This window comes from uncultured Arthrobacter sp. (genome assembly GCF_947493765.1).
Taxonomy (GTDB): domain Bacteria; phylum Actinomycetota; class Actinomycetes; order Actinomycetales; family Micrococcaceae; genus Arthrobacter_D.
Genome location: NZ_CANLSZ010000004.1, coordinates 228,844 through 244,139, shown reverse-complemented (window position 1 = coordinate 244,139; position 15,296 = coordinate 228,844). Strand labels below are relative to the sequence as shown.

General features: G+C 66.7%; 12 protein-coding genes and 1 tRNA gene. 8 read left to right on the top strand and 5 right to left on the bottom strand.

What is annotated here, in order from left to right; genetic code table 11:
• Nucleotides 1-28: 28 nt before the first annotated feature.
• From Q0747_RS08270 to Q0747_RS08235, 8 genes are all read left to right on the top strand, one after another.
• Nucleotides 29-1,813 (top strand): IniB N-terminal domain-containing protein, encoded by a 1,785-nt coding sequence (locus Q0747_RS08270; protein ID WP_298253458.1) that lies wholly within the window; start codon nucleotides 29-31, stop codon nucleotides 1,811-1,813.
• A 99-nt stretch (nucleotides 1,814-1,912) separates the two neighbouring features.
• Nucleotides 1,913-3,772 carry a dynamin family protein gene (locus tag Q0747_RS08265; RefSeq protein ID WP_298253456.1) on the top strand — a complete coding sequence of 620 codons (1,860 nt, stop codon included), beginning with the start codon at nucleotides 1,913-1,915 and terminating at the stop codon, nucleotides 3,770-3,772.
• Nucleotides 3,769-5,451, top strand: coding sequence for a dynamin family protein (locus Q0747_RS08260; protein WP_298253454.1), 1,683 nt, complete (start codon nucleotides 3,769-3,771; stop codon nucleotides 5,449-5,451). Before Q0747_RS08265 ends, Q0747_RS08260 begins: the two co-directional genes overlap by 4 nt.
• 521 nt (nucleotides 5,452-5,972) lie before the next feature.
• Nucleotides 5,973-6,044 (top strand) — tRNA-Gln (locus Q0747_RS08255).
• A gap of 76 nt (nucleotides 6,045-6,120) precedes the next feature.
• On the top strand, nucleotides 6,121-7,635 hold the full coding sequence (gene glmU, locus Q0747_RS08250; RefSeq protein ID WP_298253452.1) for a bifunctional UDP-N-acetylglucosamine diphosphorylase/glucosamine-1-phosphate N-acetyltransferase GlmU: 1,515 nt from the start codon (nucleotides 6,121-6,123) through the stop codon (nucleotides 7,633-7,635).
• Complete coding sequence (locus tag Q0747_RS08245; protein WP_298253450.1) at nucleotides 7,632-8,612, top strand: ribose-phosphate diphosphokinase; 981 nt, start codon at nucleotides 7,632-7,634, stop codon at nucleotides 8,610-8,612. Before glmU ends, Q0747_RS08245 begins: the two co-directional genes overlap by 4 nt.
• 310 nt (nucleotides 8,613-8,922) lie before the next feature.
• Nucleotides 8,923-9,072 carry a hypothetical protein gene (locus tag Q0747_RS08240; RefSeq protein ID WP_298253448.1) on the top strand — a complete coding sequence of 50 codons (150 nt, stop codon included), beginning with the start codon at nucleotides 8,923-8,925 and terminating at the stop codon, nucleotides 9,070-9,072.
• 213 nt (nucleotides 9,073-9,285) lie between these two features.
• Nucleotides 9,286-9,435, top strand: a complete 150-nt coding sequence (locus tag Q0747_RS08235; RefSeq protein ID WP_298253447.1) for a hypothetical protein — start codon at nucleotides 9,286-9,288, stop codon at nucleotides 9,433-9,435.
• A gap of 19 nt (nucleotides 9,436-9,454) precedes the next feature.
• On the opposite strand, the gene Q0747_RS08230 is transcribed toward Q0747_RS08235, so the two are convergent.
• The 5 genes from Q0747_RS08230 to Q0747_RS08210 are packed head-to-tail and all read right to left on the bottom strand — an operon-like array spanning nucleotide 9,455 to nucleotide 15,293.
• On the bottom strand, nucleotides 9,455-10,246 hold the full coding sequence (locus tag Q0747_RS08230; protein WP_298253445.1) for a PIG-L deacetylase family protein: 792 nt from the start codon (nucleotides 10,244-10,246) through the stop codon (nucleotides 9,455-9,457).
• Between the two features lie 35 nt (nucleotides 10,247-10,281).
• A complete protein-coding gene (locus Q0747_RS08225; RefSeq protein ID WP_298253443.1) occupies nucleotides 10,282-11,403 on the bottom strand; it encodes a glycosyltransferase family 4 protein in 1,122 nt (373 codons plus the stop codon).
• 4 nt (nucleotides 11,404-11,407) lie between these two features.
• Complete coding sequence (locus Q0747_RS08220) at nucleotides 11,408-12,997, bottom strand: glycosyltransferase family 39 protein (protein ID WP_298253441.1); 1,590 nt, start codon at nucleotides 12,995-12,997, stop codon at nucleotides 11,408-11,410.
• On the bottom strand, nucleotides 12,994-14,454 hold the full coding sequence (locus tag Q0747_RS08215; protein WP_298253439.1) for a glycosyltransferase family 4 protein: 1,461 nt from the start codon (nucleotides 14,452-14,454) through the stop codon (nucleotides 12,994-12,996). Before Q0747_RS08215 ends, Q0747_RS08220 begins: the two co-directional genes overlap by 4 nt.
• Entirely contained in the window at nucleotides 14,454-15,293 is an 840-nt protein-coding gene (locus Q0747_RS08210) for a glycosyltransferase (protein WP_298253437.1), read from the bottom strand. The genes Q0747_RS08215 and Q0747_RS08210 overlap by 1 nt, the downstream gene beginning before the upstream one ends.
• Nucleotides 15,294-15,296 lie beyond the last annotated feature (3 nt).

Here is a 15,296-nt window from a genome sequence, read left to right as displayed (position 1 = left end):
GGTACCGAGACACTGAGAAGGATTCCCAATGACTACTCTCGCGAACGATCTGCTCGACTTCCTCATGAACCTCTTCCGCGACGCCGATGCAGCCAACGAGTTCATCGCCGATCCCGAAGGCACCCTCGCCGCAGCAGGACTCGGCGGCGTCTGCATGGACGATGTCGACTCGGTCATGCCGGTCGTCCTCGACTACGCACCGGTCAACGCGTCCTTCGACCGCACCTACATGACCGGTGGCAATTCCTCCGGCGACGTGGCTCCGATGATGCCGGGTGCCGGCGGGGCGCCGAGTGTCATCGGGAGCGCGGGCGGCGGCATGGGCGCCGGTGGCATGGGTGGCGGCGGCGGCATGGGCGCCGGTGGCACGGGCGGTCAGGGCGGCGGCAGCATGGGTGGCGGCAGCACAGGCGGCGGCACGGGCGGAGCCGGCGGCCACGGCGGAGCGGGCGGTGCCGGAGGAGCAGGCGGTGCCGGAGGCTCGGGCGGCAACGGGGGCGGCTCGACCGCACCGGTCACGCCGGGAAGCCCCGCGACCGGTGGCGACGACAGCGACCACGGGAACGCCGTCCAGCAGCTCATGCACGTGGTCAACAACTACTCCTACACCTCCTCGGTGGACGACCGGGACACGATCGTCGACAGCTCGGTGAACCAGAACATCTGGGCCAACGGCGATGTCAACCAGATGTTCGACAACGACGCGTACGTGGCGTCCGGCGATCACGCCGTGGCAGCCAACGGTGACGCGGCCGTGGACAACTCCGTGGACAACTCGGTCGACAACTCCCAGAACAGCTCCACCAACGTCTCTGCGGGTGGCGGTGCCAGCGTCGCGATCGGCACCACGACCGACTCCTACAACGACAACTCGGACAACTCCACCACGACCACGGACTCCGGGAACGACAACTCGGACAACTCCACGACGACCGTCATGACGGATTCCAACAACGACAACTCGACGGACAACTCCACGAGGGACTCCAACAACGACAGCTCGACGACCACCGTCATCTCGGACTCCTACAACGACAACTCCGACAACGACAACTCGGACAACTCGACCACGGATTCCTACAACGACAATTCCGACAACAGCGACAACTCGGACAACTCGGTCACCGATTCGCACAACGACAACTCGGACAATTCGGCCACGGATTCCTACAACGACAATTCCGACAACAGCGACAACTCGGACAACAGCGACAGTTCCGACAACTCGGTGGACCTCGACGTGGCCATCACCGATTCGCTGAACGACAACTCGACCAACACCGACAATTCGGTCAACGATTCGCTGAACGGCAACACCCTCGACATCGACAACTCCGTCAGTGACTCGTTCAACGACAACTCGACCACCACGGACAACTCGGTGGACCTCGACGTGGACATCACCGATTCGCTGAACGACAACTCGAGCACGGACAACTCGACGAGCGACTCGTTCAACGACAGCTCCACGAACACGGACAACTCGGTCACCGATTCGCTGAACGGCAACACCCTGGCGATGGACAACTCGGTCACCGACAACTCGGTGGACCTGGCCGTCGACGTCACCGACTCGTTCAACGACAACTCGACGATCGAGGACTCCTACAACGACAACTCGGTCGACACCGAGCTGGCCGTCGAGAACTCGTTCAACGACGAGTCGGTCGACACCGAGCTGACCGTCGAGGACTCCTTCAACGACAACTCGATGAACGAGTACACCTCGGTCGACGACCACTCCTTCAACCAGGACAACTCGCTGGACCTGGATGTCGACACCGACGTCCACCTGGAGGAGGCTGGTCACTAGGCAGGAGAGCACACGACAGGCGGGTAACGGTCCGGCCCAGCGGGAAGCACTCCTGCTGGGCCGGACCGTTGCCGGATCCGGCGGACGAGGGGTTGCACGATGGTTGATCTGGTCAGCATGGTGGAGGGTGCCATCGAGCTGGTGGTGGTCGGGGAGCGAGGCGATCTCAGGCAACGGCTGGAGCAGACCCTCCGGCGGCTCGGCGACCCGGAGGTCAGGGTGATCGTCGTCGGTGAGTTCAAGCAGGGCAAGAGCAAGCTCATCAACGCCCTCGTCAATGCGCCGGTCTGTCCCGTGGACGACGACATCGCGACCTCGGTCCCGACCGTGGTCCGCTGGGGCGATCCGGCCTCCGCCGTCGTGGTCGTGGCAGGTGGGGAGTCCGCAGCGGGGCAGGACGGCGGGCCACCGGAGCGACGGCAGATCCCGCTCGCGGAGATCGCGCACTACGTCTCGGAGCGGCACAACCCGGGCAACGAGCAGCGCCTGGCAGCCGCCGAGATCGGGTTGCCCCGCAAGATCCTCGAGCGAGGACTGTCGATCATCGACTCGCCCGGCGTGGGAGGGCTGGACTCGGCGCACGCGCTGACCACCCTGACGGCGCTGCCGACGGCCGACGCCATGCTCCTCGTGTCCGATGCCTCCCAGGAGTACACGGAACCCGAGCTCCGTTTCCTGAAGCAGGCGCAGCGCATCGTGCCCACCGTGGCGTGCGTGCTCTCGAAGACGGATCTGTACCCCCAGTGGAGGAGGATCGCGGACCTCGATCGGGGGCATCTCGATCGTGCCGACGCGACCTCGGTGCCGTTGCTCCCCGTCTCGTCGGATCTCCGTCTGCACGCCGCGCAGACCAACGACGCGGAGCTCAACCAGGAGTCCGGCTTCCCCGAACTCGTGACGTACCTCCTCCACGAGATCGTGGGGAAGGCCGCGGCGGTCCAGCAGCGGTCGGTCGCCCAGGATCTGCTCTCGACCGCCGAGCATCTGCAGCTGGCGCTGCGGACCGAACTCAGCGCCCTCGAGAATCCCGACGGCGTCAGGGAGCTCCTCGCCGGACTCGAGGAGACGAAGGCCGAAGCCGACCAGCAGCGTCGTCGTTCGGCGCGCTGGCAGGTCACCCTCAACGACGGCATGTCGGACCTGATCGCCGACATGGAACACGACCTGCGGGATCGCCTGCGCAAGATCCAGCGTGAGGCCGAGACGGCCATCGACGCCGCTGATCCGGGGGAGGTGTGGGACCAGTTCGCGCAGTGGCTGGAGCAGCGCGTCGCCGCTGCGGTGTCCGACACGTTCGTGTGGACGAACGAACGCTCCCAGTGGCTGGCGGGCGAGGTCGCCGAGCTGTTCGCACGCGACGAGGTGCCCCTCCCGCTGCTCCAGGTGTCGGGTACCGACGACGTCCTCACGCCGGTCGAGGAGGTCCCCGACCTCGACCCGGGCAGGGTGAGCCTGCCCGGCAAGGTCCTGATCGGCATGCGCGGCTCGTACGGGGGCGTGCTGATGTTCGGCCTGCTCACCGGCATCATCGGCATGTCACTGATCAATCCGCTGTCGGTCGGTGCCGGCCTGCTCCTGGGACGCAAGGCCTACCGCGAGGACAAGGAAGCCCGCCTGAAGCGCAGGCAGACGGAGGCGAAGACCATGGTGCGACGCCAGATCGACGACGTCGTCTTCCAGGTCGGAAAACAGCTCAAGGACCGCCTGCGGCTCGTCCAGCGCGAGACCCGCGACCACTTCGCGGAGATCGCCGAGGAGTACCACCGGTCCCTGGCCGATTCCGTCGCCGCGGCACAGCGCATCTCCTCCTCCCAGGCCAAGGACCGGGAGCACCGCATCCGGGAGGTGAAGGGACTGCTCGAGCAGGTCTCCTCCCTGCGGCGACAGGCGGCAGCCCTCGCTCCCGAGGTCGTGCACGCTCCGGACCAGACCGGGGACGCCGTGAAGGCCGGTTCGTGACCGACACCCTCGCGGACGTCGAGCAGCTCCTCGCCCGGGCACGCTCCGCCTACGACGACGACCCGGTCGTGGGCGCCCTGCTCGAGGACCTCGCCGAGCGCCTGCACGAGCCGCTGCGGGTGGCCCTGGCGGGAATGATGAAGGCGGGGAAGTCGACCCTCCTGAACGCCGTCATCGGCGAGGAGATCGCGCCGACCGACACGGGTGAGTGCACCAGGATCGTCACCTGGTACCGCTGGTCGGCCACTCCGAGGATCACCCTCCACCGCACCGACGGCGGGCAGGTGCTCCTGCCGGTGCGCCGCGTGGCCGGGCGGCTCCAGTTCGACCTCGGCGGTCTGCGCTCCGACGAGGTGCACAGACTGGTCGTGGAATGGCCCGCCGAGAGCCTGCGCCACCTGACCCTGATCGACACGCCCGGTATCGCGTCGCTCTCCACGGACCTCTCGGAGCGCAGTCTGAGGCTGTTGACCCCTGAGGACCGGGCCTCGGAGGCCGATGCCGTCATCTACCTGATGCGTCATCTGCACGCGTCCGACCTCGATTTCCTCGAGGCGTTCCGGGACGACAGCACCGGCAGCTCCGGGACCGTCAACGCCCTCGCCGTGCTGTCCCGCGCGGACGAGGTGGGGGCGGGGCGGATCGATTCGCTGATCTCGGCTGCGGGTATCGCCGACAGGTACCGCGCCGATCCCACGCTGCGGGCGCTGGCCCTCGACGTCGTCCCGGTCGCGGGTCTGCTGGCACAGAGTTCGCGGACCCTGCGGCAGGAGGAGTTCGGAGCCCTCGCGGCCCTCGCGGCCCTCGACAGGCCCACGCGCGAGAAACTGCTGCTCTCGGCGGACCGCTTCGTGCGCCCTGATGCCGGACTGCAGGTGGACGCGGCGCTGCGTGCTTCCCTCCTGGACCGCTTCGGCGTGTTCGGGATCCGATTGGCCTGTGCCCTGCTACGCGGGGGCGTCGCCACCTCGTCGGAGCTGGCCGTGGAACTGGCCAGGCGCAGCGGCCTCGATCAGCTCCTGCAGCTCGTCGAGCGCCAGTTCAGGGCGCGTTCGGACCAGCTCCGGGCACGGACCGCACTCCAGGCCGTCCGTGACCTGGTCCTCGCCCATCCGACGCCGCAGGACCGGAGTCTGCTGGGGTCGATCGAGAGGATCGAGGCCGGAGCGCACCAGATCCGCGAGCTGAGGCTGCTCTCCGCCCTCCGGTCCCGGGCCGTCCCGCTGGGCGCCGGGGACGCCCGGGATGCCGAGCGGCTCATCGGGGGCTCCGGCGTCACCGCCGCCCGCCGACTGGCCCTCGGCGACGATGCAGCCGGGGAGGAGGTCGCGTCCACCGCCCTGGCGGAACTGCGCCGGTGGCGCCTGGTCGCGGAGAATCCGCTCACCGATCGCGGGGCGCTCGAGGCATGCCAGGTGGTGATCCGCTCCTGCGAGCAACTGCTCCGCGACGTTCGTCCTGCGGAGCCCTCGGCGTCCGGTACCGGCCCGGAGGCTTCAGGGCCGGTGCGTGGTCGTGGCGTCGCGGGCCTCCCGGAACCAGCGCGAGGAGGCGGGCAGGAGAGCGACGAGCAGGGCCGCGGCAGCCAGGACCGCCTGGACCACGAGGAGCACGAACGTGAACTGGAGACCGCCGGAGTCGTCCGTGAGGAACGCCGACGCCAGAAGCACCGAGCCTAGGTTCAGGACGAGCAGGACCGCGAGCATCCAGCGGGTCCAGCCGCGTCCCGCCAGGAACGGCCTGATCAGGACCGCCTCCGCGAGGAGGACGACCAGCAGCGCCCCCACGGTGCCCCAGAAGGCGATCAGGGCCACCGTCTCGAGGTCCGCGTCCGCGAGCCCGGCATCGAGCTCGCCCGCGGTCCGGCGCAGGTAGGACAGGGGGCCTTCCCGGTCGAGGACGCGGAGGACGACGGCGACCAGGCCCACCACGACGCTCCCGAACCACAACCGGCCGGCGAGGCGTACGGGCCCCGTCGGTGTCCGCGTCGGTGGCACGGGGGGAGGGGTGGTGTCGGACATCTCGGGACGGGGAGGTCGCATGGTCAGAATCTAGCGCGGCGGCCCTTCCGCTTCAACGATCCTGGCGCTTGCCGTACGGCCGGGAGGGCCCTCGGGGGAAGTCGCTGCGGAGGAAACTCCGTGGCAAACTAGGTAACCGTGCGCAGGTGCCCCCGGCAGGAGGTAGCACCGCGGCATGGTCCGCCCTGGTGTAATGGCAGCACCCCAGCCTTTGGAGCTGTGGAGTATAGGTTCGAATCCTATGGGCGGAACGGCGAGAGCCCCGGTACCCCGTCCCTGCCGGACGCGGGACCGCCCCAGCAGACCATCGGTAGGAGTTCCCACCTCGTGAACCACCAGAGCGCAGACCCGACAGCACGGCCGCATCGAGCGGCGGACGGGCCGTCGGCGGTGATCGTCCTGGCAGCCGGTGCAGGTACCCGCATGAGGTCACGCACCCCGAAGATCCTGCATCCCCTTGGAGGGCAGTCCATGGTGGCGCATGCGCTCGACGCCGCCCGGGGAGTCGCACCCCGCGATCTCGTCGTCGTCGTGCGGCACGAACGGGACCTCGTGGCGGACCACGTCGCCGGACTCGACGACTCGGCGCTCCTGGTGGACCAGGACGACGTGCCGGGTACGGGCCGGGCGGTCCAGGTGGCCCTCGACGCGCTCGATCGGCGTGCCGGAGCCATCGAGGGCACCGTGGTCGTCTCCTACGCGGACGTGCCGCTGCTGGAGGCCACCACACTCGAGGCCCTCGTCGGGGCCCACGAGCAGCAGCGCAACGCCGTCACCGTGCTCACCGCGGAGCTCGAGGATCCCACGGGGTACGGGCGGATCCTCCGGGCCGCCGATGGTACGGTGACCGCGATCGTCGAGCACAAGGACGCCGACGAGGACCAGCGGGCCATCTCCGAGGTCAACTCGGGCATCTACGCGTTCGACGCCGCAGCCCTGCGGGCCGGGCTCGAGCGCATCGACGCGAACAACGCGCAGGGGGAGCTCTACCTCACCGATGTCCTCGGGTTCGCCCGCGCGGACGGCGGACGGGTGGCGGGGCTGCTCGTCGCGGACCACTGGCAGGTGGAGGGTGCCAACGACCGGGTGCAGCTGGCCGGCCTGGGTGCCGAGCTGAATCGGCGGACCCTGGAACGCTGGATGCGCGGAGGTGTCAGCATCGTCGACCCGGCGTCCACCTGGATCGATGTGTCGGTGGAACTCGACGAGGACGTGACGATCCTCCCGGGTACCCAGCTGCACGGAGCGACGCGGATCGCCCGGGACGCGGTGGTCGGTCCCGACACCACGCTCACCGACGTCGTCGTCGCGGAGGGCGCGCACGTCGTGCGGACCCACGGCAGCGGCGCCCGCATCGGAGCGGGCGCCAGCGTGGGTCCCTTCACCTTCCTGCGTCCGGGTACCGTGCTGGGGGAGGACGGCAAGATCGGAGCCTTCTACGAGACCAAGAACGTGGTCGTCGGCCGCGGGTCGAAGCTCTCCCACCTCGGATACGCGGGCGACACGGAGATCGGCGAGTACACGAACATCGGCTGCGGGAACATCACGGCCAACTACGACGGCGTCGGCAAGCACCGCACCTCGATCGGCTCGCACGTCCGGACGGGCTCCAACACCGTGTTCGTGGCGCCCGTGACGATCGGCGACGGGGCCTACACGGGCGCCGGGGCAGTGGTCCGCAAGGACCTGCCGGCCGGAGCGCTCGGTCTCAGCGTCCTGTCGCAGCGCACCATCGAGGACTGGACGGTGTCCAACAGGCCGGGCACGGCGTCGGCCGATGCTGCACGGTCCGGCACGGCCCCCGTTCCATCCGGAGAACCACACGAAGGCGGACAGTCATGAGCGAGATCACGGCACGCGGCGAGAAGAAACTGGTGCTGGCATCCGGGCGCGCGCACCCGGAGCTGGCGGAGGAGATCGCTTCCTGGCTCGGTACGGAGCTGCTCCCCGTCTCGGCCTACGACTTCGCGAACGGTGAGATCTACGTGCGCTCGGGGGAGAGCGTCCGCGGGACGGACGTCTTCGTGATCCAGGCGCACCCCGCTCCACTGAACAACTGGCTGATGGAGCAGCTCATCATGGTCGATTCCCTCAAGCGGGCCTCGGCGAAGCGCATCACCGTCGTCTCACCCTTCTATCCCTACGCGCGGCAGGACAAGAAGGGGCGCGGACGCGAGCCCATCTCGGCCCGTCTCGTCGCGGACCTGTACAAGACGGCCGGGGCCAACCGCCTGATGTCCGTCGATCTGCACACCTCGCAGATCCAGGGGTTCTTCGACGGGCCCGTGGACCACCTCATGGCCATCCCGCTGCTCGCCGACTACATCCGCACCAGGGTCGACGCCGAGAACATCACGGTGGTCTCCCCCGACACCGGACGTGTCCGCGTGGCGGAGCAGTGGGCCGAGCGGCTCGGTGGCGCGCCGCTGGCGTTCGTCCACAAGAGCAGGGACCTGACGGTGCCGAACCAGGCGGTCTCGAAGCAGGTGGTGGGTCAGGTCGAGGGGCGCACCTGCGTGCTGATCGACGACATGATCGACACCGGAGGGACCATCTCGGGCGCCGTGCAGGTGCTGAAGAACGCAGGGGCGAAGGACGTGATCATCGCAGCGACGCACGCGGTGTTCTCCGACCCCGCCGCCCGCCGCCTCGCCGAGTCCGGGGCCCGGGAAGTGGTGGTCACCAACACCCTTCCCATCCCGTCCGAGAAGCGGTTCCCGCAGCTGACGGTGCTCTCGATCGCACCCCTGATCGCGCGCGCCATCCGGGAGGTGTTCGACGACGGCTCGGTGACGAGTCTGTTCGACGGCATCGCCTGAGGGGTTCCTGCGGGCGCAGGGCGAAGCGGCGCCCGCGTCCACTGGAGTGAAGCACGTAGCGCTTCAATGCCTTGCAAGTAGCACAGGGCCCCAGTTCCCGTAACGCCGCCGGAACATGAGTGGTCGCTTCTCGTGAAGCGGGTTCGACATCCGCATAGTCTTGCACTCGTTGAGCCGATGCAAGGTTCAGTGACAGGGCGTGTGCCCTTACCCGGTAAGAGCGGGCCCTCGATCGGGGCCGGCGGCAAGTGAGTCCTCCTGAGACCAGGACTTCGTCCCCAGCTGCCGCCGGCCTCTTCCTCGCCGGGCGATGCAAGAGGTCAACGACACCCCGTCGGTGTCCACCAGCGGCAAGGGCGATCAGCTCGACGGCACCTACATCATGGACTCGAGCGACGGGGTGATGCAGGCCAATCGAGTGCATTACGGTTCGGGTACTGATGGGGTGACGGACTGGTAGCTCACAGCATGGGGGAACCTATTCACAATGTCGCCCACCTCCACGACGACGTCCGCTGTGGACCGATCGGATCGGCCAGGCGGATCGCGGAGTTCGAGCATGGCTCGCACGCGCTGACGATCGCGGGTGATTGATTCTGGGAATCGTCAGTGGGAGTCCAGACCAGCTACTACGCTGGTGAGGGCCATAATTGATCTTTGACTGCTGGACAACGTGTTCCAGGACAACGACGGTTCGTCGGTCGTCCTCTCCGGCGATCTGACCGACATCGTCATCTCGGGGAACACCGCGTGCAGGAGCGGGGAGTTCCGTGTCCTACCCGGGTTCGATGACCGCCTCGACGCGCAAGGCTACTCCTGCTGATTTCGCCGCCCGACTCACCTCATCGTGCAGAAGCGAAGTACGTTTCGGGAACCACGGGAATCTGGCCATCGGGGAACAGGGCGTCTGCCTGGGTCGCGTAGCCTCTTATCAGCGCCTGCTTGGCGACCAGTTCACGGTCCCAGGTGCCGCTGTTCAGTCCGTATTTGCCAATGAACCGTTCCTCCAGCGGGAAGGAGAGGCTGTACGGGAAGTCGGCGTAGTAGACCACATGGTCAGGGAAGTAGCTGCCGACCAAACGAGAGATCACGTGGTCGACGTGCCGGCCCACCCCGAGCGGGCAGAACAGCAATTCCGCACCTGTGTGCTCCAGGAGATCCGCGACCTTCGATCGCAGATCCTCGATGAGTGCCCTGTCGCCCCTGGCGATACGCCCCAGGGCGATGTCGAAGCGATAGGTCGGATAACGGTATGCGAGCTCGGGAAGTCGTCGCCCGAGGAACCGGAAGCCGGGAGCAAGCTGACGCTGCCTGAAGAGTGCGTCGGCGAGGCCCACATGCATATGGCGCACACCCAGTTGCTTCAGCACGTGCCGGTCCTCGGTCCTTCGCATCTCGAAGAGTACGTCCGCGTCAGGAGCGGCACACTGATCGATGAACGACCTGGCGGCGTGGGTATGGGGAGGTGCTGCGACGTCCGTGAAGATCGTCGCGACGGTGATGTCCCTCGTTCCGGCGCTCTCCTTCAGCAGCGCGCCACAGGACAGCACGGCATCGTCGAGGTGGGGGGACAGAAATAACCACGGATGGTCGGTGAGTACCGACCGTTGCAGTCGGGGCACGTTCGTGAACATGGAAGCCTCTCTTCAGGGAATGGGCGTTCCTTCGGTCAGGCCTTCACAGGTGCCGCCAGTACGCTCCGATAGACATGCGCCTGCCGTTGTGCCTGTGCATCCCAGTCGAAGGTGCGGGCGAAGTCACGGCCCCGGTGACCGGCATCGAGCAGATCCGCCTCGCGTCCGTATCGTGAGGCGATCTCCCTGGCGAGGGCGCCTGCGTCGAGTGGCTCCACCGACCACCCGCAGCCGGCGGGCACCACTTCCCGCAGGCACGGGATGTCGAAGATGATCACGGGTGTGCCGGCGGCGAGAGCTTCCACAGCCACGAGTCCGAACGTCTCGTGGCGGGACGGTACGACGACGAGACGTGCCGAATGCACCAGGGAACGCTTGTACTCCCCCGAGACCCAGCCCACCAGGTCCACGGAATCCGCAAGACCGAGGGACGCGATGAGATGCTCGATCTTCTGTTCGTCCGGTCCAGTTCCCGCAATGACCAGCCTGTCACCGATCGTCGGGACTACTTTTGCCCAGGCAGCGAGCAAGAGATCAATGCCTTTCAAATGCAGTTCCAGCCGACCGATGAACAGGACGTGGCGGCCCACCGTGACCTCGCCCTCGAGAGACTCCAGTTCGATACCGTTCCCTACGACTGCAACGGTGGCATCCGGATTGAGCGAGGTCAGCTTGTCCGCCGTGCCCTGTGAGACGGCGATGAGGTGCGTATGCGAAAGGACACCCTGTCGCTCCAGCCAGTGAAAGGGAAGCCCGTATTGCCTGGCCTTATCGCGGGCGTGAAGCCACTGCACCATACCAACTGTTGGTCGGCCCGTCCACAGGGGAGCCCCCATGGTCGAGAACGGGGCGAAGAAGTCCTCGACCACGAGGTCGGTACTCCTGCGCCGCCGTCGGGCTTCCAGCGGCAATCGAGCGATGTAACCGAGGAGCCGGGTGAGGCGGTTCCGTCCCCTTCCGATACCGACCGGTACATAGCGGACGCCGTCCTGCGTCCGCTCCTGCGCCCCGGGGTAGGTCGTGGTCAGGACCGTCACCTCGAAGCCGAGACCGGTCAGTCGTCGGTTGATCTGGTGGGTACGTACCGATCCGCCTCCGGCTCCCGGCATGAGGGGATCCTCGAAGCCGAGATGGAGCACTCTGATGTCCCTGGTCACTGTGCTACCTCTCGGATTCGAAGGTTGCAGAGGGGAAGCCCACGTTGTCAGCCGCACCTCTCGCCAGGATCGCGTCGTCCACCCTCCATAGGACGGTGGCGCCGTTTGTCGGACCGGTGACGCTGAATATCGGGTCGCCATTCGCCTTCAGCCACTCCAGCATCTCGGGACGGGCGTACCCATATCCGAGCGAGGTGGGGAGCTCCTGCGTGATGATGTAGTTTGCCCCGTTCTCCTGCATGAGTGGCGCTGAGGGCCACACCCCGATCCGCGGGTTGTCCTCGAATGCGACCTCACCGGTGCTGTTCGAGACGCTCACCCTCGCGTCGGTCGGGAGGTTCTCCTGCATCCAGGAGCGAACCTGCACGAAGCCGTTGTCCGTGGTCACCAGGGTCCGCAGCCCGGTCGCCGCGGTGAGGGCCACGAAGGCTACGGAGAACAGGATCACAGGCGTTCGCCATTGCTGCTTCCGCTCCACGAGTTCCACCGCACACACCGCGGAGCTGACCGCGCCAGCGCACAGGACAGGATATCCGTACTGTTCCTCGAGGGTGCCGAACGCGACGCTGTAGACGCCGAACAAGCCGAAAAGCACCGCAGTGATCCCGACCAGGCGCCGACCCGGTACTGCGCTGAAGCACAGGACGAGTCCGGCGACCGGGCCGATGGCGAGCAGGAGATATGAGGATCCGAATTGGGTCAGCTGGTCGAACAGTCTGCCGACCAAGCTCGGCGCTCCCTCCTGGTTGAAGCCAGTGGTCTGATCGATACCCGTCATTCGCCGCAGACCGTTGGTCTTCGCCCAGATCCAGGCTCCCAGGAGGCCGTTGAGGGCTAGGACCGCGAGGTAGGCGATATAGGGAATCGCCGCGGCAAGGAGGATCACCAGGGCATCCCCGGCGGAGAGGGTGCGCCGCCACAGCGTGGCGACGACCACAGGGGCGACTGCACCAAGGACATACACGTCCTTCGTCAGCACGGCATACCCCAGCAGCAGGCCCGCTGCCAGCAGCCTCAGGGACCGGAATCGAGTGGGCGGGCGGTCCATCGATGCGACGATGATGAGAAAACCCCCCAGCAGGGCTGCCATTCCGAGGGTCTCGAGGAAGACCCGGCTGTTGTTGCGCAGGACAAACGGTTCGACCATGAGGACGACGGCGATGACCCAGGCCGCCACCGGATTAGAGACCTTCCGCACCAGGAGGAACGCCAAGCCCACCGACAGTGCGCCGATCACGGCGTTCAGCCACCTCAGTTGCAGTACCAGGTCCATGCTGTTGCCCGAGATGCCGAACAGGTCGATGACGGCGCCCTCGAGAAGAAAGTAGCCGGGTGGATGTAGCAGGAAGGGCCCGTCCGGGAGGTTGGGGATCTGTCCCATGCTGACCGACTGTCCGAGGCGCGCATACAGCATCTCGTCGAGCCAGAGTTCGAATCCACGTACCAGGCCGATCGCCCGGGTAGCAAAGGCGGCACCGATGACGAGGACGAGGCCGGCAGCGGTGCCCGTAACCAGTCGGTGAGCCGCTGGCGCCACGCGCCGCGCGGGCGATGATGTGTCGTCGGCGTCCGAGTAGGTGACCGATGCCGTCATGCCTCTCCGCCTCTGACAGGGAACGGGATCTGATCGACAGGTCCGGACCTCTTCACGGCCGAGGGGCCGGCGAGGATTCCGTCCCGATCCGCAAGCGTGATCTCCGCCTCGAAGATACCGATCCTGCGCAGCACAGCATGTGCATCCGTCTCGTCGCAGCCGTTCAACAGGACGCTGGTCTCGATGCCTTCCTCGGAGACCTCGTCAGTGGCCCGCAGCGACCGCGAGGGGTCGAATCCTGCCGAGACGCTGAACCGGGCATTCGCGGCCATGTCCGAGCGCGCTCGACGACGCTGGAGTTTTGCCTTGACGGTGGGAGCGCTCTGCTCGATGAGGATCCCGGCGAGCAGTGAGGCGCTGCGGTCCCAGGTGAAGCGCCCGGCCCACGTTCGGCATGCCTCGGTGATTGATGTGGCCTTCGCGGCTTCGCCGACGTGCTCGAGGGCGCCCACCAGAGCGGGGCCGAAATCCTTCGGGTCGTCGACCAGCCAGCCTGTCTCGCCATCCACCACCGAGTCCCGGATTCCCGGGACCCTCAGGGCCACGCAGGGCACCCCCCACACATTCGCCTCGATAACAGAACAACCCCAGCCCTCGGCAGCCGATGTCGACGCCGTGACCCACGCACGGCTCAGGAGGTCATCGCGCACATGGTTCGGCTGGTAGCCGTGGAACGTGACGACCGCCGACAGACCGAGATCCACAGCGATTCTCTGCAGCCGTGATCGTTCGGGACCGTCGCCGACGATGTTCACGCGAAGCCGCGGGATGGCCTCCACTGCCACGGCGACCTGCCCGAGCAGCAGGTCGATCCTCTTGTGCGGTACCAGCCGGCTGACGACCGTGACGGTGGGGTCGGGGTCCTGTGGGCCGATTTCGTTCGGCGGGTCCACTGTGCCGTTCGGCACGACGAAGATGGGATTTGTGTAGCCCAGGCGTCGCCGCAGTTCCTGGCGAGTGGAGAGCGATACCGCTGCTATAGAGCGCTTGCCGTACACGATCCTGGCGACGTCCTTCTCGAGGAACCGACCGATCCTGGCGAGAGGTCTGGAGAATCGAGTGTCGAACTGGTCCTGGTGCACATGATGGACCACTTGAACGATCGGCGTGGCCTGCGGAAGGAACAGAGGGGAGAAGAACGGGATGCCGTTCTGGCAGTCGATGACTCCGTCGAAGGTCCGTCCACTGTGGAGCAGCCAGAGTGCCGCCGCCGGATAAAGGCCGAGCGCACCGCCCGAGCGGATGACATCGATTCCGTCCACCACGTCGCGTGCTGACTGCCCGGCACCGCGGCCCGTCACCCACGTGACGAGGGCGCCCGCCTTGACCCAGCGAACCGCGATCTGGTGCATGTACTGTTCGGCACCGCCCGCTTGAGCATGACGAATGTCCCGCCAGTTGAGGATGAGGAGACGCTTGCCCGCGAGCCGCTCGATCGGCATGGGGTAGGGATTCATCAGGACATCCGCTGCATCTGCAGGACGGCACCGAAACTCGCCAATCCGTCGCGAATGGGCCTGAACGTCGAGGCAGGTCCGTCGGTCCAGGAAACGGGAATTTCGAGAACCCGCCCTCCAGAGTGCTGGATCCGCTGGAGAAGCTCGACATCGAAAGCGAACCCCATGGTTCGGCACTCCACGAGGGCGCGCTTCACAGCGCTTACCTCGAAGAACTTGAAACCGCACTGCGTATCCGCGATCCCCTGAACCATGCGCCGTGTCATCAGTCGGAACGCAGTCCCTCCCACTCTCCGACCCAGGTGCTGAGGTTGGACGAAGGTGGATCCGGGAGCGTGCCGCGAGGCGATCACAGCGGCTGCACCGGCCTCCAGGTAGGTCATTGCTGCTTCGAGAGTGGCGATGGGAGTCGCGAGGTCAGCGTCGAGAAATCCAGCGAAGGTGGAACGGCTACTCAGCAGACCGCGACGAACAGCAGCGCCCTTGCCCGGGTGGGCGCACCCCATGAGGTGTATGTCCACGGTGTCTGATGCCTGCGCGATCCGCCGCACGACGCTGCCCGTGTCATCGGCGCTGCCATTGTCGACCACCACGATTCTGGATGACCACGGCTGGGCCGCGAGGAAATCCACTGTGGCACCGAGCGTGGCCGTGATGCGATCAGCTTCATTGTAGGCGGGAATAATGACTTCGAGGTGCACCTGCCTGCGTGCAGATGCGGCGGACAGGGAAGAAGCGCGCGCCGTCGAATTTTTGGTGCCCGACTCATCCTCGCTGGGGTAAGCCGTGTTGATGGTGTTCGCAGGGGGCACGGGCTCGAGGCTCGTTTCGATCTCCACGAC

Excerpts from the sequence above, each read along its gene's own strand:
- Q0747_RS08270 (WP_298253458.1), top strand. The coding sequence starts at position 29 with ATGACTACTCTCGCGAACGATCTGCTCGACTTCCTCATGAACCTCTTC.
- Q0747_RS08265 (WP_298253456.1), top strand. The coding sequence starts at position 1,913 with ATGGTTGATCTGGTCAGCATGGTGGAGGGTGCCATCGAGCTGGTGGTG.
- Q0747_RS08245 (WP_298253450.1), top strand. The coding sequence starts at position 7,632 with ATGAGCGAGATCACGGCACGCGGCGAGAAGAAACTGGTGCTGGCATCC.
- Q0747_RS08240 (WP_298253448.1), top strand. The coding sequence starts at position 8,923 with ATGCAAGAGGTCAACGACACCCCGTCGGTGTCCACCAGCGGCAAGGGC.
- Q0747_RS08230 (WP_298253445.1), bottom strand. The coding sequence starts at position 10,246 with ATGTTCACGAACGTGCCCCGACTGCAACGGTCGGTACTCACCGACCAT.
- Q0747_RS08220 (WP_298253441.1), bottom strand. The coding sequence starts at position 12,997 with ATGACGGCATCGGTCACCTACTCGGACGCCGACGACACATCATCGCCC.
- Q0747_RS08215 (WP_298253439.1), bottom strand. The coding sequence starts at position 14,454 with ATGAATCCCTACCCCATGCCGATCGAGCGGCTCGCGGGCAAGCGTCTC.